This window comes from Vibrio natriegens NBRC 15636 = ATCC 14048 = DSM 759 (assembly GCF_035621455.1).
In the GTDB taxonomy this organism is placed as follows: Bacteria; Pseudomonadota; Gammaproteobacteria; order Enterobacterales; family Vibrionaceae; genus Vibrio; species Vibrio natriegens.
In genome coordinates this window covers 2,946,005-2,968,582 of record NZ_CP141822.1, presented here as the reverse complement: position 1 = coordinate 2,968,582, position 22,578 = coordinate 2,946,005, and the positions used below count along the sequence as shown (strand labels likewise).

Here is a 22,578-nt window from a genome sequence, read left to right as displayed (position 1 = left end):
GAACGTTGAATGTGTAATAACGAGAATTAAAAAACAGCTTTCCAAGTTTTCTCTAGAAATAGAGAGTAAGAATTTGCTTGGCGACCATAGCGTTTTGGACCCACCTGACTTCCATTCCGAACTCAGAAGTGAAACGAAATAGCGCCGATGGTAGTGTGGGGTTTCCCCATGTGAGAGTAGGACATCGCCAGGCTTTAAATATCGTTACCTGTGGGAACATGTAACAACATCATCAGTGTACTAATCTGAAGATGACAATTTGTGGAGAGATGGCTGAGTGGTTGAAAGCACCGGTCTTGAAAACCGGCATACGTTAATAGCGTATCTAGGGTTCAAATCCCTATCTCTCCGCCACTATTAAGAAGCCTCGCTAGAAATAGCGAGGCTTTTTTCATTTCTACACTGTCCTGAAAAAATGTCTTCATGCGTTGAAGACAGTCGACGAGTTCAGACAACTTCAACAAGCCCTTATACCACGTATACCAATTACATTAATTAATACCAATCTGGAAAATTAACTGGTCAGGTCTATCCATCTTCTCGAGCACATTTTGGTGACTCTTTTGGAGCTATCCAAAAAACGATTCCATGCATCGCAGACTTTGGAGATGATGTCGTCGTAATCAGTAAAAGATTGGTTGGCTAAATAGCGTTGCCTCAACCAACTCCATACTTGTTCGATAGGGTTTAGCTCTGGAGAATAGGGTGGAAGTTTGATGACACTGACATCCTTAAAGTCATTGGTAATGTTTTCTGTATGCCATCCTGCTCCATCGATAACAACGACGGCGTGACGTCCCTTCTCTGTGACTGCCGATATTTGTTTTAAGTGCTCTATCATGATGTCTTTATTAACCCAAGGGACAACGATAGCCTCACCAATTCCTTTGCTGGGACAAACGGAACCGAACAGATAGGCATACTCAAACTGTTGTTGCTTCACGGCTCTTGGGCTAGTTCCTTTTTCAGCCCATAAACGTGTGGTCGTGTTTTGTTGCCCAAATCTGGCTTCGTCCTGAAACCAGACATCAACACACTCTAAAGCTATATGTCCTGGGATCTTAAGGATCGTTTCGATTTTGAATTTTTTTAAAATCGTCTTGTGTTTGTTTAGATTGTTTGGGGTGTTTTGAGCGGGAAGTTATACCAATCCGGAAAATTAACTGGTCAGGGAGCAGGGTTCGATAAACAAACTCGATTTGCCATGGATGGCAAATCGAATCCCCATGGATGGGTTCATGCGTATTTGTGTCCGATACTAAGAGCTTTTTTCTAATAGGAGCTCTGTGGTAGTAACCCGGCAGTTGATGCCTTGCTCCTGCAGACGGGTGCATTGGGACTGGGCCTGTGCTCTGTTCAGGTAGTAGGTGCCCAGTTGTAACCTGAGGTGCTCGCTGCCTTCCCTAGCCACCTTAGAATAAGATGCCTGAGGCAATATATTGGCGTGCGAACGGTAGAGCAGGTGCCAGTAGGCCTTCATGGTTGTTTCCGAGCTAAACTCACCCAATGAAACCAGAAACGCTGGCTGGAAGCTCAGGGCAGCAAGACTGAAATTGTTGCCGCGCAACACATCGCCATCACCCTTTATCGTTACCTCGACGGCCGCAAGCGGATACAGTTTCTTATCCTCGATATACTGCTTATCGATCTCCACCCGGACCTTACCCGGCAACACATTCATAAAGAGGTAGAAGCCATCATATTCACTCTCCCCCCTCTGTACCACTTTACCCTGCTCGTCCAGCAGGACAAGTGGGGCATAGGCTGCCGGCTTTTCACCGCCATGACCATCCTCTAGGTAGACCATACCTTCGATTTCACCAGTGGTGACCACAGGTATATCCAGGGTCTCCACCAACCCCGGTCTGGGCGTAATCGAGATTCCGGGGCGACTGGGCATCCAGTAGGGGTCCTCCAGACTTCCTATCTCTAGTTCAATATCCGTGGTGCGATAAGCGGGCAGGCCACGCAAAAAAGCAATCCCCTTGTCATTAGTAGAAGCTCTGCGGTATACCTGGGTGCCTTTTACCTTGGCACCCACCACTGGCGGCTCATCTTGGTCGTAGCGGCCGTTTAGGTTCAAGTCCTGAAATACGCGCACACTGATGGCACCGTTTTGCGCCAGGCGGCGGCGGTCTATATAAAGGTCACTTTCCTGAGGATCCCAGCCCAGGCTAAGTAGGGTGTTCAGGCCCAGAAACCATTCGCCGCGATCATCGTAGGAGAGGGTAGAGCTCAGATAAAATGTATCGGCTTTCCAGTTCAACCTCATATCCGCTTTATACCTTTCGGTTTGGGGCCAGTAGTTAATGCCAAACTCGCTGTTAAGGGAGGAGCTGAGGGCGCGGCTGAACTCGGTATCCAGCTGGGTTAGCTCGGCTTCGGGCGACAGGCTATAGTCAGCCCCCAGCTCCCAGGTGAATGCTGAAAAGCGCTTACGCAACAAAGCGCTGCCGCTTTGCCAGTCCTCTGCCTCACCCACCTCAGGCTCGGTTCTTTGATAAGTAAAGCTGTTGCTCAGGTAAAAGGACGGCCGGTAGAGGCTGAGACGGTTTTGTAGCGAAAAGCTCGGTTGGTCGATATCGCCATAGCGGCGGCTAAACCCCTGCTCATAGTTGAGCGCAGTCTGCCGGCCCTGGAAAAGCGAGCCTGCCAGCGTCACATTGTCATTAAACTTACCATCATCAGCATTGTGCGAGAAATTCAGTGCATGTTTGCCCAAAAAGGTTTTCCCCCCCATCCGGTAGGCACCGTTGTTGTCAACTCCGGCCTGCATCAGCAGGCGGTCAAACAGGGAAAAACTAGCGTCTAAAGAGTAAGCTGCGTTATGTCTTTCCACCTTGGAAATGGTTGCATCTAACAACAATTTGTCGCTAAGGCTTTTGCTATACTTGCCAGCCAGATGCCAGTCAGCAGTACTGGCGGCTGGCTCGTTGAGAAACAGACTGCCGGGCTGGGTAAGGGAGAGATCGAAATAGTGCTGCTTTTGTACTGTGCGGCTGCCGACCAGCACCTGCTTGGTCTTTTCCCGGATCTGGCCTTGCGGACCGTAAAAGACCAGTCTAAGGGTGTTGTTGCCGTAGAGCAGCTCGATATCGTTAAACACATAGCGACCATCTGGCCCGGCGGTCAGCGCACTTATCAGTACATCATTACGGTAAAGCTCCACATCCCAGCCGGGCTGAATATCTCCCTGCAAATCCAGAGTGTCTAACTCGGTATTGCCCGTCAACGGCCTGTTGCTGAAGCTAACTCCCCGCTCCTGATTGCCTGCACCGACCACTGGTAAAATATCGCCAAAGCGATATTGGGTGGCATTTATGGGACCCAACAGACCGCCCTCCAGCGAGGTTTTTTCCAACGTCAGGCGCGCATAGTCCAGTTCATTTTCCGAGCCGCCGCCAAGGTAATACTGACTGCTAAAAAAGCCCAAATCATGGCGACCCAAGGCAGAATAGCCGAAGTTGACATCTTTTCCTGAATAGGTGGCGTTGGTACTGATATCCAACAGGGGCGCGGACAACAGTTTGTGATCGCTTTTGCGCAGTGGTAAAGCCGGCTTGGCGCTGGTTGTTTTTGCCCTGCTTTTTTGTCTCCGTTTGCGTGCCAGAGCTGCCTGGATCGGCAGGGGTTGATCTGGCTTAAGCATCAACATCATAGCACCGAAGTCAAATGTCATGTTGATATTAAACCAGCGGCCGAGATCGTCGGCATGAATATAGAGGTCGTCCGGCAGGATCTGAAAGTGCGAGGCCGGCAGATGGTAGGTAACCCCGTTTGCTTCGGCTTTAGCCTGGCTGTCGGCGGCAGTTTGTTCACCATCCTTTTCGGGCAGGTTCAGGCTAAAGCTCTGTCCCTCATTGATATACCAGCCAGATGCCGCTGATGTTTCGCTGTCCAGCTCAATGGCGAAATCCAAAAGCTCGACAAACTGGCCAAAGGCGATAAGGGCGCTACCTTGATGCTTGATGGCAAACAGATCGCCGATCACCAGATCGTCGATGCGCACCTCCAGTATCAGCTCTTCACCATCGGCGATGCCCCGGCCATCATCTGTCGTTGGAGCGTCGGCAGGCATCAGTCCAAAATCTGGTTCCTGATATTTGTGGTTGATCGTTCGGATCAACTCAAACAGTTCTGACTGGGCAATAGCGGGCGTGCAGACAGGCCAAAGCAAGCCCAGCAGCAGCCACTTACACGGATGGTACAGGGACATAAAGTTAAGGTGCTAATTGGTAGTCGCTGATGGTCAGTTGTTGCTCTGCCAGAACTCGGCCTCCGAACTCGTCGTCTCCCTCATAAATCAGACGCAGCGTGCCGTCCTGCGCAATGGGATCGTGAAAGGGCAGACTAATCACGCGTTGTTTGTTTTCATGGAAAACTGCAACGTTGTTAAGGGTGGCCACCTGGCGCTCTTCGCCGCCGTCATACGAGCGCCAGAAGGCTTTCAGGCTACCGAAGGTGCTGTGCAGACCGGAGCGGTTAAGGGCAAAGGTTAACCCATCTGGCTTGGCGCTGCTGGCATCCCTATAGAGATCCACCGGGCCAAACTCCGCAGCAGCGTCCAGGCCGCCGGCACGTATGATCACCGGAATGGAAAAGCTCAGCCTCAAGTTTAACTGAATACCCACGCCCTCGGTTTGCTTGCGTTCCTTATTACCGGGCAGAGCGGCAAGCAGCAGGTGGGAGCGATACTCCCCGGGTGCAAGATCCTTAGGGCGGCGCACCGCGATGCGAACCTGCTGGCGCTCGCCTGGGCCGAGCGTTACCTGTCTGGGGCTAAATCTGAGCATGCTGCTGGCAATATTAAAGTTGGCTAACTCTTCCTCGTTCAGAGCCTGGTAGCGGCCGTCGGGTAATTGCTTTTGCTGCTGAAACTCCAGTCGGTAGGTCTTGGTCTCGCTGCTGGTATTCATCAAAAAGACCTTAGAACTGCGTTCTCTCTCGGCAAAGCTTAATCGGGTCGGCGAGATCAAAAGGCTGGCGCTGGCGTTGCTGGCAAGTAAAACTGGCAGCAGCAAGGTGGCGAGCAGGGACAGGGTTTTTCTGCTAATTATCAACAGCATGGAATTCCTAAACTTTATTAATGGGTGATATGTAGAGTTATATGGGGATTAGTGTATTTGGCGTCCAGGTAGTAGCCTGTACCTGAGGTGGCCAGGGTAGCGCCAACCCATACCCGCGCCTCGCCCTTAGTATTTGTTCTGACCCAGGGCTTGACGTTTAGTTGCTTAATGGTGAAGCGGCTACCAGCGTTGCCGCCGTGGCTCAGGCTTTTGGCACCCTCCGGCAGACTGGTCGTGATATGGAGGTAACTGCCTGCCTGAAAACCGGAAAGCAGAAACTCGGCCGGGTGACCTTGCTCAATAACCACGATATTGGTGTCATACTTTCGTGAGCCGTCCGGGTTAATCTGGTAGTTATAGATATTGTCGTTGTTGCGCAGTGCAATAACCCCGAAGTCAAGCGGCTTAACCTGAGTGATCTCCCCAGCCCAGGCTCCCCCGGCGAGCAGGCATATTGCCAGCAACGATAACAAGTGGTTACGCATGACTTTTCCAATAAACTATTGAACTGGTTAATTTAACAGAGGCAAGCCGGTAAGCCGGCTCGCTCCTTTGCTTTAGTATTTAATGGTCACGTCATATGTACCGCTGTATACAGCATCGTCATAAGAAGCATCTCCCCCTTTTTGGGTGTTCAAGGTTGCACCTACCAGTAATACCAGGTTGCCGTTCTCATCTGTTCTGGCTTTTCCTGCACCAGTAGTAGCATTTAATTCAACCGCTTTATCATTGGCATAAGCTGTAAATTTACCTAGGGTAAACTTCAGTGATTCCGGCGCTGCGTTTTCCATTTTCAACTCGATAGTATCTGCATCTTTCGGCAACGTGATATTCAGGTTGGTATACCTAGCCGCGTTGCTCACCGTAAAGGTACCTGGCGATACATTGGTTTTGTCAATTGGGGTTATGCTGCCGGAATCAGCAGTAGCTTTTGCTGTCACCTCACCGGTGCTGGGATCTAATACCAGTGTGGCGGCATTTGTATCATCGCTACCAGCTACTGCCGCGATGGTGCCGAAGTTTAATGAAGTCGTTTCGACGATATCCAGGGTATTTTTGACTTCGACCGATGCCGTCCCTTTTTTGTTAAACTCAGGTGCTACGCCCTCTGCGTAGGCAGAGCTCGCAAATACTGCCAGTGCTGCATAAGCCAGTTTTTTGTTATTTTTCAATGTTAACTCCTTTTGTTTTCAAGATAAGCGGGCGGCTAAGCGCCACCGTTAGATTATTCAATCAAGAGAACTTACTAAACCAATAGACGTGGGCGTATCGTTTAAGCACGGCCAATAAGCGTAGGGGCAGGGTTAACCAATCAGCTATCCTTTAACCTTACTGTCAGCACATACTTACGCCGGTTGAGTTACTTCATATACGCGATATTTTGTTCATCGGACAAAGGCTTGCCGGTCAGCGGCCTCACCATACAGTCCAGCCCGTCGGTCTTAAGTTGCCGACACAATGCTTGTGCTGTCACCTTATCCTTTACAGGGCCGGCAAGTAGACGATAAAGCCTCTCCTTTTTTGGCCCGATATAAACGGGTGTTAGATAAAAGCGTTTGTCTGACAGAAGTTCAGGCGACTTCTTCACCAGTTTCCTTTTATTTGACTCGATATATTGAAGCCATCTATAGGTGCCAACTTGTAATGCATATTGTTGGGTTTTAGGCTGAGCGTCTTTCTCTTTCTTAGCTGAAGCCTTGATTGCTTTATCGCCTGCATCGGCCACTGCCATCAACTTATGATCTTTTACTTCAGGGAGGATCTTATTTGGTGCTGGCTTAGGAGTAGAGGAAGCCATTTTATCCAACTGGCCAATCAGATTTTTAAAGTCCGACTCCAACGCGGCCAACCGGTTAATGCCTGGGCGGTATTGCTCCCACTCCGTATTTTGTTGATCAAGACGATCTCTCAACTCTTCGACTTGTGCTTGAATAGCCTGGTACTCAGATGTGTTTGTGGGTTTACTGGTTGCACAGGAAGCCAGTAATAGACAACAGCCAACGACTAACAACTTTGATATCGCTGTGCTTGTATATGGACCTTGAACTGTATTCGACCGACAACCTTGCCTTGTAAGCTTATTATTGGATGCTTTAATTATTCGCACGCATTATACCTAGAAGACAACTTATTGATATTTATAATATGATGCGGAGTTTAATCAAGGGGGTAAAACTAATCAATAGCTAAGAACAAGATTACGCGATGGGGTTAAAAGAACAGTCAAGCAAGAGCTTCTCTCTGAGCTTGCCATCCCAAGCAACTTATGACTGTTTTCCTACAACGTTCTTTTCTATGAGGAAAGTGTGATATTTGCTCTTCGGTGGGTAGAGAACAACAGTGCATTAAATGGCTAGCTGGAATAGCACGTGCAATACCTTTGCTGGGACAGACGGAACCATGCTGACAGGCTCGCTCACATTAAGAAACTTGGCAATTTGGAGCGTGAGTGTCGATCGTTGAAATGAGCAAGGGCAGGCTAGTCGCATGAGTGAACTTGCTATTAAGCACAGTTGGGGAGGGGCATTGAATGGCCAACATAAATAGCATGATGGCTTTGGAAGAGTTGGGTCTTTATTTTTAAGCGCTTGTTATCGAGAGCTTATGTATCTCGAGGCTATCCACGCCTGAGAGGCGAATATGAAATGTTTCTATCTGGCAGATAAAGAAAAGCCGCGACCTAAAAAGGTAGCGGCTTGTTCTATAACAATTTTTAATTACGGTCTTAGTTCATGCCGTATTTTTTAAGTTTCTTGCGAAGAGTACCGCGGTTGATACCCATCATAGTTGCTGCGCGAGTTTGGTTACCGCGAGTGTACTGCATGATGGTATCTAGTAGTGGCTGTTCAACTTCAGCTAGAACTAATTCGTATAGCTCTGTTACTTCCTGGCCGTTTAGTTGAGCAAGGTAGTTTTTAAGAGATGCTTTAACAGAGTCACGTAAAGGCTTTTGAGTAATCTGGTCTTGTGACGTTACTGTAGTTACTGTTAATGCTTCTGAAGTCAGATTTTGTTCGAACATATTCGGTCTAGCTCTTCTCTTAATTATGATGCAACGTTATCAAAATAACCTTCTAACGCCTCTATTTGCAGCGGGGCTGCATCGATAGCGTTGAAGGTACGGCGAAACTCACTCGCTTGCTCATGCTCTTTTAGGTACCAACCAACGTGCTTACGCGCGATACGTGGGCCTAAGTACTCTCCATAAAATTCATGCAGAGCATTCACATGGCCAAGCATAATGGTTTTCACTTCCTCTACTGGAAGCTCATCCATCGTGGTGCCGTTTTCCAAATAGTGATGGATTTCCTGGAAAATCCAAGGACGACCTTGGGCAGGGCGTCCAATCATTAAAGCGTCCGCACCGGTGTACTCCAGTACAAATTTGGCTTTCTCCGGGCTATCGATATCACCGTTCGCGATAACCGGAATTGAAATCGCCTCTTTTACCGCTTTAATGCTGTCGTATTCGGCCTCACCTTTGTACATACATGCTTTTGTTCTACCGTGTAGTGCAAGAGCCTGTATGCCGCAGTCTTCGGCTAATTTAGCGATTTGGAGACAGTTTTTGTTTTCTGTATCCCAGCCAGTTCGGGTCTTCAACGTTACAGGAACGTCAACAGCATTCACTACCGCTTTCAAAATCTCTTCGATAATGTTTGGGTACTGAAGCAGTGCAGAGCCCGCTAGCTTCTTATTCACTTTCTTTGCTGGGCAACCCATGTTGATGTCGATGATTTGCGCACCGTTTTCAACACTAAATTGAGCTGCATCCGCCATAAGCTGTGGATCGGAACCGGCAATCTGTACAGAGCGAATGCCCGATTCGCCTTCATGCACCATGCGCTGTTTCGACTTCGACGTTTTCCATAGCTTTGGGTTGGCAGACATCATTTCACTGACGGCCATTCCCGCACCATAACGAAGACACAACTCGCGAAACGGTCTATCCGTTACACCAGCCATAGGGGCTACGATTAGATTGTTCTTAAGTTGATAGTTTCCGATTCTCAAAACGTCATCACAGTTCTGTACCAGCAAGGGCGCGCATTTTACGCATTTTTTTACTGCGTGAAAAGACTAATATTTGAGCATTTACAAATTGTTTTTGTAAATTGTATGAATTTCAAACAATTAGCCGTCAAATCCTTGTCTAGCCTTGCTTACGACCAGAGATGCGACACCACTCTTTTTGCTCAACGATAGGATCTATGTGAAGCTCATCACGGTAGTAGTTAGCGACATCTTCTGCTTGGGTATCTAAAACGCCCGACATAGCAAGGTCACCATTTGGCTTCACCAGACCTTTAATGATAGGAGCAAGTTCGCGCAGAGGACCTGCAAGAATATTGGCAACCACCACGTCAGCGATCAGGCCTTCAGGTTGATTTTGAGGTAGGTAAACTTCAAGTTGATCGGCAACGCCGTTACGCTCTGCGTTGTCGCGAGAAGCTTGTAGAGCTTGAGGATCAATGTCGATCCCGATGACTTTCTCTGCGCCTAGTTTGATCGCAGCGATCGCCAGAATTCCAGAGCCACAGCCGAAGTCGATAACTGTCTTACCCGTCAGGTCCAGACCTTCTAGCCATTCCAGACAAAGTGCTGTCGTTGGGTGAGTACCCGTACCGAATGCGAGGCCAGGATCGAGCATAACGTTTACTGCGTCTGGCTCAGGAACGTCACGCCAGCTAGGACAAATCCATAGGCGCTCACCAAATTTCATTGGGTGGAAGTTTTCCATCCACTCACGTTCCCAGTCTTTGTCTTCCAGCTGTTCTACTTTATAAGCAAAATTGTCTGCAAGCATGTTACTTGCTTTGATTTGGTCGATGATGAAGTTGGTATCGGCTTCTGCATCGTACAGTGCCAGAATGTCAGTATCGCCCCATAAGCGAGTTTCGCCAGGAAGAGGTTCGAATACAGGCGTATCTTGCGCGTCTAGGAAAGTTACAGACAGCGCTCCAGTCTCTTCCATTAGCATGTCGCCGATTTGCTCAGCGTTTTCATTGGTCGCGTTGAGTTTGATTTGAATCCAAGGCATTGGTTTTTGCTCTTACAGTAAATGAAGTGGCGCAGAGTTTACCAGAACTCTGCGATTTGTTTGAGTATAGATAGTATACAAAACAAAAATGCCCACAGATGTGGGCATTTTTCAGGAGTTCAACTAAGGCTTATTGTAGGCCTAGTTTCTTCTCTAGGTAATGAATGTTGGCACCACCGTGCTGGAAGTTCTCATCATTCATGATTGAAACTTGCAGAGGCACGTTAGTTTTGATGCCTTCGATGATCATCTCACCAAGTGCGTTCTTCATACGTGCAATCGCCACATCACGGTTCTCACCGTAAGTGATCAGTTTACCAATCATTGAATCGTAATGAGGTGGTACTGAGTAACCGGTGTAGATGTGCGATTCCCAACGTACGCCCATGCCACCTGGAGAGTGGAAACGCTCAATCTTACCTGGAGATGGCAGGAAGCGCTCTGGGTCTTCTGCGTTGATACGACACTCAATCGCATGGCCGCGGATCTTAATATCATCCTGAGTGAATGACAGAGGCTGGCCAGCTGCAACACGTAGCTGCTCTTTGATTAGGTCGATACCTGTAACCATTTCTGTTACTGGGTGCTCTACCTGAATACGAGTGTTCATTTCGATGAAGTAGAACTCACCGTTTTCGTATAGGAATTCGAACGTACCTGCGCCGCGGTAACCGATTTCGATACATGCACGAGTACAACGCTCACCGATGTACTTACGCATTTCTTCAGTGATACCTGGTGCTGGTGCTTCTTCTACCACTTTCTGGTGACGACGCTGCATTGAACAGTCACGCTCACCTAGGTGGATTGCGCCGCCTTGGCCGTCAGCAATAACCTGAACTTCAACGTGACGAGGGTTTTCCAGGAATTTCTCCATGTAAACCATGTCGTTGTTGAACGCTGCTTTCGCTTCTGCACGTGTCATAGCAATAGCTTGTACTAGTTCTTTTTCAGAACGTACAACACGCATACCACGACCGCCGCCGCCGCCTGACGCTTTGATGATGACTGGGTAACCAATGCGTTTAGCAAACGCTTTGTTTTTATCTTCATCATTGTCTAATGGACCGTCAGAACCTGGTACACAAGGAACGCCAGCTTTCTTCATTGCGTTGATCGCTGATACTTTGTCGCCCATCAAGCGGATAGTTTCTGCTTTAGGACCAACAAAGATGAAGCCGCTACGCTCAACTTGCTCTGCGAAGTCTGCGTTTTCTGACAAGAAGCCGTAACCAGGGTGGATAGCAACCGCACCCGTTACTTCTGCTGCAGAAATGATACGTGGGATGTTTAGGTAGCTGTCGATACCACGAGCAGGACCGATACATACGGTTTCATCTGCAAGTAGTACGTGCTTAAGATCGCGGTCAGCTGTTGAGTGAACAGCAACGGTCTTAATACCTAACTCTTTACAAGCGCGAAGAATACGAAGTGCGATTTCACCTCGGTTCGCGATGACTACTTTGTCTAGCATAAGGCAAGCCTCGCTTATTCGATTACAACTAGAGGTTGGTCGAATTCAACTGGTTGGCCGTCTTCAACAAGGATAGCTGTAACAACGCCAGATTTGTCCGCTTCGATTTGGTTCATCATCTTCATTGCTTCAACGATACATAGAGTATCGCCAGCGCTAACTTTTTGGCCTACTTCTACGAATGCTTTCGAGTCAGGGCTTGGAGAACGGTAAAAAGTACCAACCATTGGAGAAAGAACTTGGTGACCCGCAGGTACTGCTGGAGCTTCAGCTGCTGGTGCTTCTGCTACTGGAGCCGCTGCTACTGGCGCAGGTGCTGCTACTGGAGCTGCTGCGTAGTGTACTGGTGCTGGCGCAGCTGCAGTGCCGTGACGACTGATGCGTACTGATTCTTCACCTTCTGAAATTTCTAGCTCAGCAATGCCAGACTCTTCAACTAACTCGATTAGCTTTTTGATTTTACGAATATCCATCTTTTCTTTCTCTTTTATCTTGTGATTAAGACAACCCCGTAGGATTGCAGAGTGTAAGGGTTACTTTGTCTGAAGTTTGTTAATTACAGCAGACAGAGCAAATTCATAACCTTGTGCGCCTAGACCGCAAATCACCCCTTCTGCCTTATCTGACAGGTATGAGTGATGGCGAAACGGCTCACGTGCGTGCACGTTTGATAGGTGCACTTCGATAAATGGGATGGCGACGCCAAGTAATGCATCTCGCAGTGCTACACTGGTATGAGTGAAAGCAGCTGGATTGATGATGATGAAATCAATCTTGCCATGTGCGGCATGAATGGCTTCAATCAGTTCGTACTCACGATTTGATTGTAGGTGTTCTAATTCCACCCCTGCGTTGTGAGCTTGCTCCGTTAGCGTGTTCACAATCTGTGCTAAGGTGTTATTACCATAGTGTGTCGGTTCGCGCAGACCTAACAGGTTAAGGTTTGGTCCGTTTAGAACAAGAATCCGTGACTTTGCAGACATTATGTTGCTATCTTCCCTTATCGTGAGTGGAACGTTTATTTTCCCAAATATACGATAATTCAACACGATTTTTTTGTTAAAACCGAGCAAAATTTAAAAAATCGACCAAGATTATAGCTAATTCATAGCAATTAGCAGCAATTTACTGGTCTAATCTCCCAATAGCTCATGTTCTTTCTGCAACCAAGTTAACAAAAATAACCTAATGACCACATCAAGGGTGTGGCTAACTTGCGTCCCAAAGCAAAAAAACCGCCATCAAAGTGGCGGTTTTTTGTTATTTGTTTAAAACTGGCTAGTTAGCTTACGCCAGCTCAGCTTTTTCAGCGATAAGTTTGTCTACAACGCTAGGGTCGGCAAGCGTTGACGTGTCACCCAGGTTGCTCGTATCGCCAGTTGCAATCTTACGCAGAATTCGACGCATGATCTTACCAGAGCGAGTCTTCGGTAGGGAATCCGTCCAGTGCAGTACATCTGGTGTTGCAATTGGACCGATCTCTTTGCGCACCCAGTCTTTAACTTCTTTGTGCAGTTCCGCTGAAGGGAACTCACCATCGTTTAGCGTGATGTAAGCATAGATAGCCTGACCTTTGATGTCGTGCGGGATACCTACAATGGCTGCTTCTGCAATCTTGTGGTGCGCGACTAGGGCAGATTCAATCTCTGCGGTACCCATACGGTGTCCAGAAACGTTCAATACGTCATCCACACGGCCTGTGATCCAGTAGTAACCATCTTCGTCACGACGAGCGCCATCACTGGTGAAGTACATGCCCTTGAAGGTTGAGAAGTAAGTTTGTTCGAAGCGTTCATGGTCACCATAGACCGTACGCATCTGACCTGGCCACGAATCAAGAATCACAAGGTTGCCTTCAGCTGCACCTTCAATAATGTTACCCATGTTATCGACAAGCGCAGGTTGTACGCCGAAGAATGGACGGGTCGCGGAACCTGGTTTTAGATCTGTAGCGCCTGGTAGTGGAGCAATCAAGATGCCGCCTGTTTCAGTTTGCCACCAAGTATCGACAATCGGTGAATTTTCGTTACCGATGGTCTTGTAGTACCACTCCCATGCTTCTGGGTTGATTGGCTCACCTACCGAACCCATGATGCGAAGGCTTGTACGAGACGTGCCTTCAACCGCTTCATTACCTTTTGCCATTAGCGCACGAATCGCAGTTGGCGCAGTGTAAAGGATGTTCACTTGATGCTTATCAACCACTTCGCTCATACGGCTTGTGCTTGGGTAGTTTGGCACACCCTCAAACAAGATGGTTTTAGCGCCGTTCGCTAGTGGACCGTAGATAAGGTACGTGTGACCAGTAATCCAGCCCACGTCAGCAGTACACCAGAAGGTTTCGCCCGGCTGGTAGTCGAAGACGTATTTAAATGTCATTGCGGCATAAACAAGGTAGCCACCAGTGGTATGCAGTACGCCTTTAGGTTTACCCGTAGAGCCTGAGGTGTAAAGGATGAAAAGTGGATCTTCGGCTTTCATCTCTTCTGGTGGGCAAACGTCAGAAACACTTGCGGTTGCTTCATGCCACCAAACATCACGGTGATCATGCCATTCAACATCGCCACCAGTACGTTTAAGAACCAACACTTTGCTGATGGTTTTCACGTCTGGGTTAGTCAGTGCTTCATCAACATTCTTTTTCAGTGGAACCGCACGTCCGCCACGAACGCCTTCGTCTGCGGTGATGACAACTTTAGCGTCTGAGTCAATGATACGGCCAGAAAGTGCTTCTGGTGAGAAACCGCCGAATACCACAGTGTGGACTGCGCCGATGCGGGTACAAGCCAGCATCGCGATTGCAGCTTCAGGTACCATTGGCATGTAGAGACAAACTACGTCGCCTTTACGTACGCCTTGATCTTTCAATGCGTTTGAGAATTTACATACTTCTTTGTGCAGTTCATTGAACGTCAGCGTTTTATCGTCTGCAGGGTCATCGCCTTCCCAGATTATTGCTACGTCGTCGCCGTGTTCTGCTAGATGGCGGTCAATACAGTTTGCTGAAACGTTAAGTGTGCCGTCTTCAAACCAGCGGATGTCGACGTGACCCGTGTCGAAAGAGGTGCTTTTTACTTGGGTGAAAGGTTTAATCCAATCAACGATTTTGCCGTGCTCGTTCCAGAAGCCCTCTGGGTCGGTTACCGACTGCTGATACATGGCTAGGTAAGTTTCATTATCCGCGTGTGTATGAGTTTTAATGTTTTCTTTTACCGGATAAACGTGGGCTTCGCTCATGGCTTCTCTCCTTGTGCCTTTATTTCTCGGCCTTACAACAATCTACATAAGACTTTGAATCTTTACTTTGTCGGGCTGTTGTATTTACCCGCTCTATCAACATTATGATTTTCTAAAACATAAAGAATAGAACGGATATTTGTTTTAAACAGTTGGTCGTCGCAAGACTGACCTTGTGCTAATAACTTTCAGTCACAGCGCGTATTTCCACAATTAGACTTTAGGATGATAGAGAGGGATCTACCGAAAAAGGGTTGAAATAAAAGTAATTATGGGAGCCAGGTCAACAGGAATTATGTGTATGGCACGCTGAGACTCGGTAAATCGCCTTTGGTTAAACGAACAAATACCAATGCTGCGGATATCGCATCTTGCAAAGCGTCGTGCTTATCTTGAATTGGCAGCTCAAGGTGCTTGCAAATCGCCTCCAGACTTAAGTCGAAATAGGCGTTCGGTAAATGTCGCTCCAGCTTGTCGTGGTAAATCTGGCTTACTTCAATAAGAGGGTTGGGCAGAGGGAATCCCAGTTGTCTTTGACAGGCGAGGTCTAAGATTTTTTTGTCGTAACGGATGTGATAGCCGACGAGCGGACGATTGCCGATAAAGTCTATTAATTTTAGTAGCGCATCCTTTTCGCTGATGCCGTCGACTAAATCCTGATGGCGAATTTTATGGATTTTTACCGAGCCGGAGTCGAGAGATTGTGGCGCTCGCAAATGTACTTCGAATGGTTGGCTGGTGATAATGCGGTTATCAATGATTTTAGTGGCTGCGATGGTCACCAGCTCTGCTCTATTCGGGTCTAGGCTGGTGGTTTCGCAGTCGAGAGAAACCAGCTCGGTTTTATCTGGTGCACAAAATAGCGACTGATAAGGCGAGCCTTTCAGTTTATAGTGCCAATATTTTCGTTGTAGCCAATTCATCCCAGATACCTCTTTTACAACTTACCGGGCTTAATCACGGATCTGATAGTGGAAACCTAAAAACTGCTTAAACTTTTTCACGACATGCAGGCTATGACGCAGCAAGTCGCGCTCTGTTCGGTCGAGTTGTTTGAGGTCGATATTATTCTGTGCCTCTTGTTGGTTAAGTTGCTGATTGAGCCGAAGCTTAAAGAACAACTTGAGTGCTTCGTTTAAGTTATCCGCCGTTTCTGGTTCTAAAATTCGCTTGTTTCTCAGGGCTTCTATGCGGGCAAAGGTATTTTTCTCTTCAATGGCATATTCGAGAGACAGAGTTCTAATGCCGTGCACTATCGGGAAAATACCGCCGCGTTTGATATCTAAGCCATCTTTGGCACTTTTTACGTTACCAAACAGAGTCAGAGGCACAGAAAACTGCAACGCTGGCCGGGTAAAGTCGGACAGGATCAACATGCGATCTTTCATTGTGTCTCTGAGATGGTTGGCGACGGGAGTGAGTAATTCTCGATTGCCGGCAACGGCTTGAGCATCACTGAAGATGGCTAAGTCCATGATTTGTTCTGGCTGCGCTTTTGAAATCCAATTATCAAGGGTTCGAATCCACTCTGATTGAGAGTTTACCCACTTAGGATTGTTGACCATCACTTTGCCAGGGCAGAGCGGATAACCCAGTTGCTGCAGGGTGTGGGTGAATGATTGCATCACCTGTTCACTGTGCGACCACTCTAAACCGTCTTTAATGATCAGCGCGTTATCTTGGTCGGTCTTGAGGATCTGCTCACCTCGGCCTTCCGAGCCTAAAACAATTAGGCAGCAGTGGTCGTGGAGTGCTGGTGGCACAACCAATTCAAACGCTTTCTCGATAATTTGTTCATTAACGGCAGATATCAATTCCATGATAAATCGGGTGCGGATGCCGTTTCTGACCAGACTCTCTACCAACTGGCGTTGTCGGTTGGACGCCAGAGCGAGTTCTTCCACACTGCTGGCTCTGGCGATGCTGAGGGTGAGCACGTGTGAATGAGTGGAGAATGCACTGAGGATCTGAGTCATATCCAACATGCCAATGGCTTGATTACCATCGCAGACCATCAGGCGCTTCATCCTGTGGCGCGTCATCGTAATCATGGCATTAAACAGGAAGTCGCCTTCATCAACGTGGTAAACCGGGAAGGTGGCGATCTCGCCCACCGGTGTATCGACAGCGCAGTTATCTAACATCACGGAATGGAGCATGTTTGTTCGCGTGACAATGGCGTACGGATGCGCTGAAGGCCATTTTTCGAGGCGTGCATCATCTGGGTTGAGCTCAACTAATGCGGCGTCGATGCCGTTTTCTTTTAAGGTTCGTGTGACCTCATTGATAGGCATGTCGGGCTTAAGAATCATCGGAGGATGGTAAATGCTCTTATCGACTTTAGTCAGAATAAACTCGGCCAGATTTTGCTGTTGCTGCGCGGCTTCGATTAATGCCTGTCGTTTAGATAGGTTGTTATCGAAGTACGCTGCGAATTGTCCATTCTCGTTATAGAGTTCAAGAAACACTTCTTTTGGCAGCAAATAGGACAGCGTATCCTCAAGCGCTACATATTGATGACGCACACTCTCTTCAAACAAAGAACGGACATCAAACATATCGTCATTGGCATAGTGAGCGAAAACTTCGCTCTGGTCTTTGGAGCGCTCTTCCACGGCACCTTTGATCAAAATATGCAAATGAGGGTTGGTTTGCCCACAAGATAAAATCACATCTCGAGTTCGATAATATGCCACGTCGAGAGACGAACGCAGTCGCGCTTGCTGCTTGCTGGTCAGGCGATCGAACGGGGGAGATTGCATATTAAACTTATCAGGCATAAAGAACCCTAAAATTGGGAGGAACACATTCTAAGTCTGACAAATTTCCTCCCATAAGCCAGACGACTTTGGTCTAAATCCAGGGCGATAAAATCCACGCTTTCTGATTTTTAAAAGTTTGTATCCCATCGAGGAAACGGTAAGTTGCCGATTCTTCCCTTTTTCTACTCCGTTTCGCGATCCATAATCCACGCTCACAACGTTGGTGTTCCCATTTTAGGAAAATAATAATGCTAAAACCCTCTCCGTATGGCTGGATCTCCCAGTACTTTCTCGGATTCTTTTTTGCGTATGGCGTCTATCTGCCATTTTGGTCATTGTGGTTTAAAGAGCAGGGTGTCACGCCGACTGATATTGGCTTGCTAGTAGGTTTAGGCTTGGCAACTCGCTGTGTTGCGAATCTGGTGATTACTCCTCGAGTGCATAGAGTGGAGCGTTTGATGCCAGCATTACGTTGGTTGAGTTTCGCCGGTCTTATTTTTGTAGGATTCCATTTTTTTACCGGCGGTAACTTTTGGTTAATGGCGTTGGCTACCATTCTATTTAACTTATGTTGTGGCCCCATTATCCCGCTCTCTGATGCGATGGCGAATTATTATGCGCGTTTAAAAGTGCTCGATTACGGGCGTTCACGTTTATGGGGATCGATCGCGTTTATCGCTGGTTCTACCGTGGTTGGTTACTTAGTGGCAGGTTTTGGTGCGGATATGATTCTGTACACCGCAATGGCGGGTTTAACGATCGCCTTGTTGTTTGCGATGCGTATGACTAACCCAATGCCGGTAACGCTCAGTGATCAGCATGCTGAACGTCCTAAATTGTCGGCACTGTTAACCGAGAAATCTGTCCTTAAGTTTTTAGTGCTTGTGTCGCTGATTCAGGGCAGCCATGCGGCGTACTATGGCTTTAGTGCGATCCACTGGAAATCTGCTGGTCACTCTGAAGATGTGATTGGTTACCTTTGGAGTCTGGGGGTGGCAGCAGAGGTTGCCGTGTTTGCGTTGAGCAAGCGCATCTTTGCTGGTCGTTCTCTGCGTTCACTGTTTGTTATTGCGGCTTGCGGTGTGATGTTGCGTTGGGGGATCACGGCAGGCACAACGTCAATTCTAGCTTTGGTTATCGTCCAGCTGTTACATGGCGTGACGTTTGCGGCTGCGCATATTGCTGCGATTCAATACATCCAAAACTCTTCAGAGAATAAAATGGTTGCGTTACAGGCGCTATATAACGCGATTGCGCTTGGGGCATTTACTGCACTGATGACGGTGCTCAGTGGTTGGGCTTATGAACACTGGGGCGCGTTTGTGTTCTGGGGGATGGCTGTGATGGGATTGATTGCACTGTTCATTAAACTGGATCCACAAGAGCCAGCAAGGCATGTTGCTGACCTGTCGGATAAAACACTTGAAACACAGAATTAGACTTCTGTGACAAAGGTTAAAAACTAATCTTTGTCTCTGTTGTGAAAGCAGTGTTAAATGAAACCTCTCCCTTACGGAGAGGTTTTTGTTTTTTGTAAGCAAGGTCATAAAGGATATCGGATGCAAGGATGGCTGGTGGTTCCCGTTTCTTTGGCGTACTTGGGAGCCCTATTTATAATCGCGTGGTATGGAGACAACCAGAGAAGGTGGCTAGCCAGATGGCGGCCTTGGATCTACAGCTTGTCTATTGCTGTGTATTGTACCTCCTGGACCTTCTACGGCACGGTGGGTCAAGCGAGCAGTAATCCCTGGTCTTTTCTGCCGATCTACATTGCACCGATTCTGGTCTTTACGCTTGGTTGGCGGGTGCTTGCCAGGCTGATATTAATCGCCAAGCGTGAACACATTACCTCTATTGCTGATTTCATTGGCGCACGTTATGGAAAATCGCAGGGACTAGCGGTTGCCGTGACGCTGATTGCCGTCGCGGGGATTCTTCCTTATATCGCATTGCAGTTACGTGGCATCACCATGGGACTGGAAATCATTGCGCCTGAGCTTGCGTCAGACTTTGGTTATCAGAACGACAGTGTCTCGTGGTTTGTGGTAATGGCACTGGCCATCTTTACCATCTTATTCGGTACGCGTCATATCGATAACACCGAGCACCACCGGGGCATGATGATGGCGATCGCCTTTGAATCGATCATCAAGCTGATGGCATTTTTAGTGGTTGGTGTTTTTATTGTCTGGTTGGCAATGAGTGCAGAAAACCTCAGTCTGATAGATGTCGCTACCGAAACCTATCAGCCACCCAACATTCCTACCATTCTGATCCATACCGTACTTACCATGTTGGCGATCGTTTGTTTGCCTCGTCAGTTTCATACCATGGTGGTGGAAAACGAGCGCGCTCAGGATCTGCATGTTGCCCGCTGGTTGTTCCCACTGTATCTGATTTTAATGGGTATTTTTGTCTTGCCGATTGCGTGGGTAGGGCAAGGACTGCTGAGTGATGCGTCGCCAGATACTTTTGTTATCAGTGTGCCGATGGCGGTTGGTGCGAGCGAGATTGCGTTACTGGCATTCCTTGGTGGCACTTCCGCAGCAAGTGGGATGGTGATCGTTTCGACTATCGCGTTAGCCATCATGGTATCGAATGATCTGGCGATGCCACTGCTTTTACGTCGTATGCGCCTGTCCCAACGTAATCATCAGCACTTTTCTCAGTTGCTGCTACGCATTCGTCGCGCACTTATCCTGATTCTTTTGATTGGTGCATGGGGCTTTTATCAGGCACTTGATAGTATCCACTCACTCTCTGCGATAGGCTTTCTCTCGTTTGCAGCCATCACTCAATTCGCGCCGGCACTGATTGGCGGGATGTATTGGCGTCAGGGAAACAAGAAGGGCGTTTATGTCGGTCTTGCGGTTGGTTTTACTATTTGGCTTATCACCCTCATGAGCCAGACCGACATGCTTGCAGGTAACGCCAGCAGTAACTTTCTGATTTGGCTTATTACGCCACCAGAGATGCTAACTCAGTTTGATATTGCGATCTCTGACTGGGGAATGATTCTCAGTGTCGCGGCCAATACCGCCTGTTTTGTCGTCGTTTCTCTGATTACTCGTCCAAGCCTAAGTGAGCGCTTACAATCGGCTTCGTTTGTTGGTACACCGTTACCAGAAAGCGAAAATATGAGCCTTTACCAGAGCCGCGTGACCGTGGCTGAACTGGAAATGCTCGCCTCTCGTTTTGTTGGGCGATCTCGCGTTAAAGTGGCGTTTCAGGCCTATTGGAGCCAGCAACGTGAAGAGCTGATGCCGAACCAGCAAGCGCCGTCTTCATTGATACGACACACAGAACGTGTGCTCGCGGGGGTCTTCGGTGCTTCTTCCGCTAAGTTAGTACTTACTTCTGCCTTGCAGGGAAGAAACATGCAGCTCGAAGAAGTCGCGACCATCGTTGATGAAGCTTCTGAACTGTACGATTTTAGCCGAGGGCTACTGCAAGGGGCGATCGAGCATATTGGCCAGGGTATCGCTGTGGTCGATAAACAATTGCGGCTGGTGGCATGGAACCAACGTTATCTTGAGTTGTTTGAATTTCCTCCGGGGTTAATCCAGGTCGGCCGTCCAATCGCAGATGTCATTCGCCACAATGCCGAGCAAGGTTTATGCGGCCCTGGTGATCCAGATGACCATGTTCGTCGCCGGGTTTACCATCTTGAGCAAGGAACGCGGCATACATCTTCTCGTGTTCGCCCTGACGGTCGAGTGATTGAAGTGCAGGGGAATCCAATGCCGGGTGGTGGTTTTGTAATGAGTTTTACTGACATCACCGTGTTCCGCGATGCCGAACAAGCACTAAAAGAAGCCAATGAGACGCTTGAGGAACGCGTGCGACTTCGTACCCGTGAACTTGAACGGCTTAACAAACAGCTGGTGGCGGCGACGCAGCGTTCAGATTTAGAATCGAAGTCAAAGTCACGATTCCTCGCGGCGGTGAGCCACGACCTGATGCAGCCTCTTAATGCTGCAAGGCTGTTTGCCTCTTCCCTTTCTGAAGTCGCCAAAGACGACGAGACGAAAAAGCTCTCTTCTCATATCGAAAGTGCACTCGGTGCAGCAGAGGATTTGATTGGCGACTTGTTGGATATTTCCCGTCTGGAGTCGGGCAAGCTTGAAGTGCATGTTTGTGGGTTCGCCGTTAATGATGTATTGGCAAATTTAAATGCGGAGTTCAGTGCGCTGGCGAAACAACAGGGTATTGAGTTTACGATGATCCCTTCCTCGCTGACGGTGAATTCTGACCCCAAACTTCTGCGCCGAGTGGTGCAAAACTTTCTTACTAATGCGTTCCGCTATAGTCCAAACGGCAAAGTCGCTTTGGGTGTGCGCCGCGTCAAAGGTCGAGTGCGTATTGATGTCTGGGATAATGGTATGGGCATTGAAGAAGAGAAACAGCAGGAGATCTTTGAAGAATTTAACCGAGGCTCTCAAGTTCGCTCTGATCAGGGCTTAGGGTTGGGGCTGGCGATATCGAAAGGGATAGCGCAGGTGCTGGGACATGAAATCTCGATGCGCTCCTGGCATGGCAAAGGCAGTGTCTTCTCGATTACGCTCGACAGAGCCGAGAGCGTACAGGTCATCAGCACAGTGACGATGCCAAGCAGTACTCAGTCTGAGCTATGCCACCTGAAAATTCTGTGTGTCGACAATGAGCCAGATATTTTAGTGGGAATGGATAACCTGTTGTCGCGTTGGGGTTGTGATACACGACTGGCTGCCGACTTAGTTGAAAGTCTGAAAGCGTTGGATGATGGCTGGGTGCCGGATGTGATTTTCTCGGATTACCGACTGGATAACGGACGCACTGGATTGGAAGTGCTGCAACAGTGCCGTCTTCGTCTGGGTAATCGCTTTGAAGGTGTCATCATCAGTGCGGACCGTACCGATGATATGCTCGATGGCATCAAAGCGAATGGATTTAGCTTTATCGCCAAACCCGTTAAACCGTTGAAGTTGCGTTCGGTACTAAACCGAGTGGCCTAGTTTT

16 protein-coding genes, 1 tRNA gene, 1 rRNA gene and 1 pseudogene are annotated in these 22,578 nt (G+C 48.2%); 4 read left to right on the top strand and 15 right to left on the bottom strand.

Features of this window, described 5'->3' with window-relative positions:
• Window positions 1-76 precede the first annotated feature (76 nt).
• Both rrf and VER99_RS13535 read left to right on the top strand, forming a co-directional pair.
• Window positions 77-193 (top strand): 5S ribosomal RNA (gene rrf / locus VER99_RS13540).
• Between the two features lie 70 nt (window positions 194-263).
• Window positions 264-354, top strand: a tRNA-Ser gene (locus tag VER99_RS13535).
• A 160-nt stretch (window positions 355-514) separates the two neighbouring features.
• Here the strand turns inward: VER99_RS13535 and VER99_RS13530 are convergent.
• From VER99_RS13530 to VER99_RS13460, 15 genes and pseudogenes are all read right to left on the bottom strand, one after another.
• Window positions 515-1,166 (bottom strand): annotated as a pseudogene (locus VER99_RS13530) (IS630 family transposase); the annotation flags it as partial.
• A gap of 92 nt (window positions 1,167-1,258) precedes the next feature.
• A complete protein-coding gene (locus VER99_RS13525; protein ID WP_236614682.1) occupies window positions 1,259-4,216 on the bottom strand; it encodes an MSCRAMM family protein in 2,958 nt (985 codons plus the stop codon).
• A 4-nt stretch (window positions 4,217-4,220) separates the two neighbouring features.
• Window positions 4,221-5,066 (bottom strand): fimbrial biogenesis chaperone, encoded by an 846-nt coding sequence (locus VER99_RS13520; RefSeq protein ID WP_020336230.1) that lies wholly within the window; start codon window positions 5,064-5,066, stop codon window positions 4,221-4,223.
• 17 nt (window positions 5,067-5,083) lie between these two features.
• Window positions 5,084-5,551, bottom strand: coding sequence for a DUF4402 domain-containing protein (locus tag VER99_RS13515; protein WP_020336229.1), 468 nt, complete (start codon window positions 5,549-5,551; stop codon window positions 5,084-5,086).
• A gap of 72 nt (window positions 5,552-5,623) precedes the next feature.
• Entirely contained in the window at window positions 5,624-6,238 is a 615-nt protein-coding gene (locus tag VER99_RS13510) for a DUF4402 domain-containing protein (protein ID WP_020336228.1), read from the bottom strand.
• Between the two features lie 188 nt (window positions 6,239-6,426).
• Entirely contained in the window at window positions 6,427-7,077 is a 651-nt protein-coding gene (locus VER99_RS13505) for an SPOR domain-containing protein (RefSeq protein WP_236614681.1), read from the bottom strand.
• Window positions 7,078-7,791: 714 nt separating this feature from the next.
• A complete protein-coding gene (gene fis / locus VER99_RS13500; RefSeq protein WP_000462885.1) occupies window positions 7,792-8,088 on the bottom strand; it encodes a DNA-binding transcriptional regulator Fis in 297 nt (98 codons plus the stop codon).
• 23 nt (window positions 8,089-8,111) lie between these two features.
• Entirely contained in the window at window positions 8,112-9,080 is a 969-nt protein-coding gene (dusB, locus tag VER99_RS13495; RefSeq protein WP_014233263.1) for a tRNA dihydrouridine synthase DusB, read from the bottom strand.
• 139 nt (window positions 9,081-9,219) lie between these two features.
• The gene (prmA, locus tag VER99_RS13490) at window positions 9,220-10,107 is read right to left on the bottom strand and encodes a 50S ribosomal protein L11 methyltransferase (RefSeq protein ID WP_020336225.1); all 888 of its coding nucleotides are present in this window, start codon (window positions 10,105-10,107) and stop codon (window positions 9,220-9,222) included.
• A 130-nt stretch (window positions 10,108-10,237) separates the two neighbouring features.
• Window positions 10,238-11,581 (bottom strand): acetyl-CoA carboxylase biotin carboxylase subunit, encoded by a 1,344-nt coding sequence (gene accC, locus VER99_RS13485; RefSeq protein ID WP_014233261.1) that lies wholly within the window; start codon window positions 11,579-11,581, stop codon window positions 10,238-10,240.
• A 14-nt stretch (window positions 11,582-11,595) separates the two neighbouring features.
• Window positions 11,596-12,054, bottom strand: a complete 459-nt coding sequence (accB, locus tag VER99_RS13480; protein ID WP_014233260.1) for an acetyl-CoA carboxylase biotin carboxyl carrier protein — start codon at window positions 12,052-12,054, stop codon at window positions 11,596-11,598.
• Window positions 12,055-12,114: 60 nt separating this feature from the next.
• Window positions 12,115-12,564: a type II 3-dehydroquinate dehydratase gene (gene aroQ / locus VER99_RS13475; RefSeq protein WP_014233259.1), complete on the bottom strand. Its 450-nt coding sequence runs from the start codon at window positions 12,562-12,564 to the stop codon at window positions 12,115-12,117.
• A 304-nt stretch (window positions 12,565-12,868) separates the two neighbouring features.
• Window positions 12,869-14,818, bottom strand: a complete 1,950-nt coding sequence (acs, locus tag VER99_RS13470; RefSeq protein WP_020336224.1) for an acetate--CoA ligase — start codon at window positions 14,816-14,818, stop codon at window positions 12,869-12,871.
• Between the two features lie 293 nt (window positions 14,819-15,111).
• A complete protein-coding gene (locus VER99_RS13465) occupies window positions 15,112-15,741 on the bottom strand; it encodes a 3'-5' exonuclease (RefSeq protein WP_014233257.1) in 630 nt (209 codons plus the stop codon).
• A 30-nt stretch (window positions 15,742-15,771) separates the two neighbouring features.
• A complete protein-coding gene (locus tag VER99_RS13460; protein WP_020336222.1) occupies window positions 15,772-17,598 on the bottom strand; it encodes a DUF294 nucleotidyltransferase-like domain-containing protein in 1,827 nt (608 codons plus the stop codon).
• Between the two features lie 230 nt (window positions 17,599-17,828).
• On the opposite strand from VER99_RS13460, the gene VER99_RS13455 reads away from it, so the two are divergent.
• Window positions 17,829-19,019 carry a 3-phenylpropionate MFS transporter gene (locus tag VER99_RS13455; RefSeq protein WP_020336221.1) on the top strand — a complete coding sequence of 397 codons (1,191 nt, stop codon included), beginning with the start codon at window positions 17,829-17,831 and terminating at the stop codon, window positions 19,017-19,019.
• Window positions 19,020-19,139: 120 nt separating this feature from the next.
• Window positions 19,140-22,574 (top strand): hybrid sensor histidine kinase/response regulator, encoded by a 3,435-nt coding sequence (locus tag VER99_RS13450; protein WP_014233254.1) that lies wholly within the window; start codon window positions 19,140-19,142, stop codon window positions 22,572-22,574.
• Window positions 22,575-22,578: the final 4 nt, after the last annotated feature.

Bases quoted from the DNA above. Each gene is read 5' to 3' on its own strand.
- VER99_RS13525 (WP_236614682.1), bottom strand. From the start codon at position 4,216: ATGTCCCTGTACCATCCGTGTAAGTGGCTGCTGCTGGGCTTGCTTTGG.
- VER99_RS13520 (WP_020336230.1), bottom strand. From the start codon at position 5,066: ATGCTGTTGATAATTAGCAGAAAAACCCTGTCCCTGCTCGCCACCTTG.
- VER99_RS13515 (WP_020336229.1), bottom strand. From the start codon at position 5,551: ATGCGTAACCACTTGTTATCGTTGCTGGCAATATGCCTGCTCGCCGGG.
- fis (WP_000462885.1), bottom strand. From the start codon at position 8,088: ATGTTCGAACAAAATCTGACTTCAGAAGCATTAACAGTAACTACAGTA.
- prmA (WP_020336225.1), bottom strand. From the start codon at position 10,107: ATGCCTTGGATTCAAATCAAACTCAACGCGACCAATGAAAACGCTGAG.
- accC (WP_014233261.1), bottom strand. From the start codon at position 11,581: ATGCTAGACAAAGTAGTCATCGCGAACCGAGGTGAAATCGCACTTCGT.
- accB (WP_014233260.1), bottom strand. From the start codon at position 12,054: ATGGATATTCGTAAAATCAAAAAGCTAATCGAGTTAGTTGAAGAGTCT.
- aroQ (WP_014233259.1), bottom strand. From the start codon at position 12,564: ATGTCTGCAAAGTCACGGATTCTTGTTCTAAACGGACCAAACCTTAAC.
- acs (WP_020336224.1), bottom strand. From the start codon at position 14,818: ATGAGCGAAGCCCACGTTTATCCGGTAAAAGAAAACATTAAAACTCAT.
- VER99_RS13465 (WP_014233257.1), bottom strand. From the start codon at position 15,741: ATGAATTGGCTACAACGAAAATATTGGCACTATAAACTGAAAGGCTCG.
- VER99_RS13460 (WP_020336222.1), bottom strand. From the start codon at position 17,598: ATGCCTGATAAGTTTAATATGCAATCTCCCCCGTTCGATCGCCTGACC.
- VER99_RS13455 (WP_020336221.1), top strand. From the start codon at position 17,829: ATGCTAAAACCCTCTCCGTATGGCTGGATCTCCCAGTACTTTCTCGGA.
- VER99_RS13450 (WP_014233254.1), top strand. From the start codon at position 19,140: ATGCAAGGATGGCTGGTGGTTCCCGTTTCTTTGGCGTACTTGGGAGCC.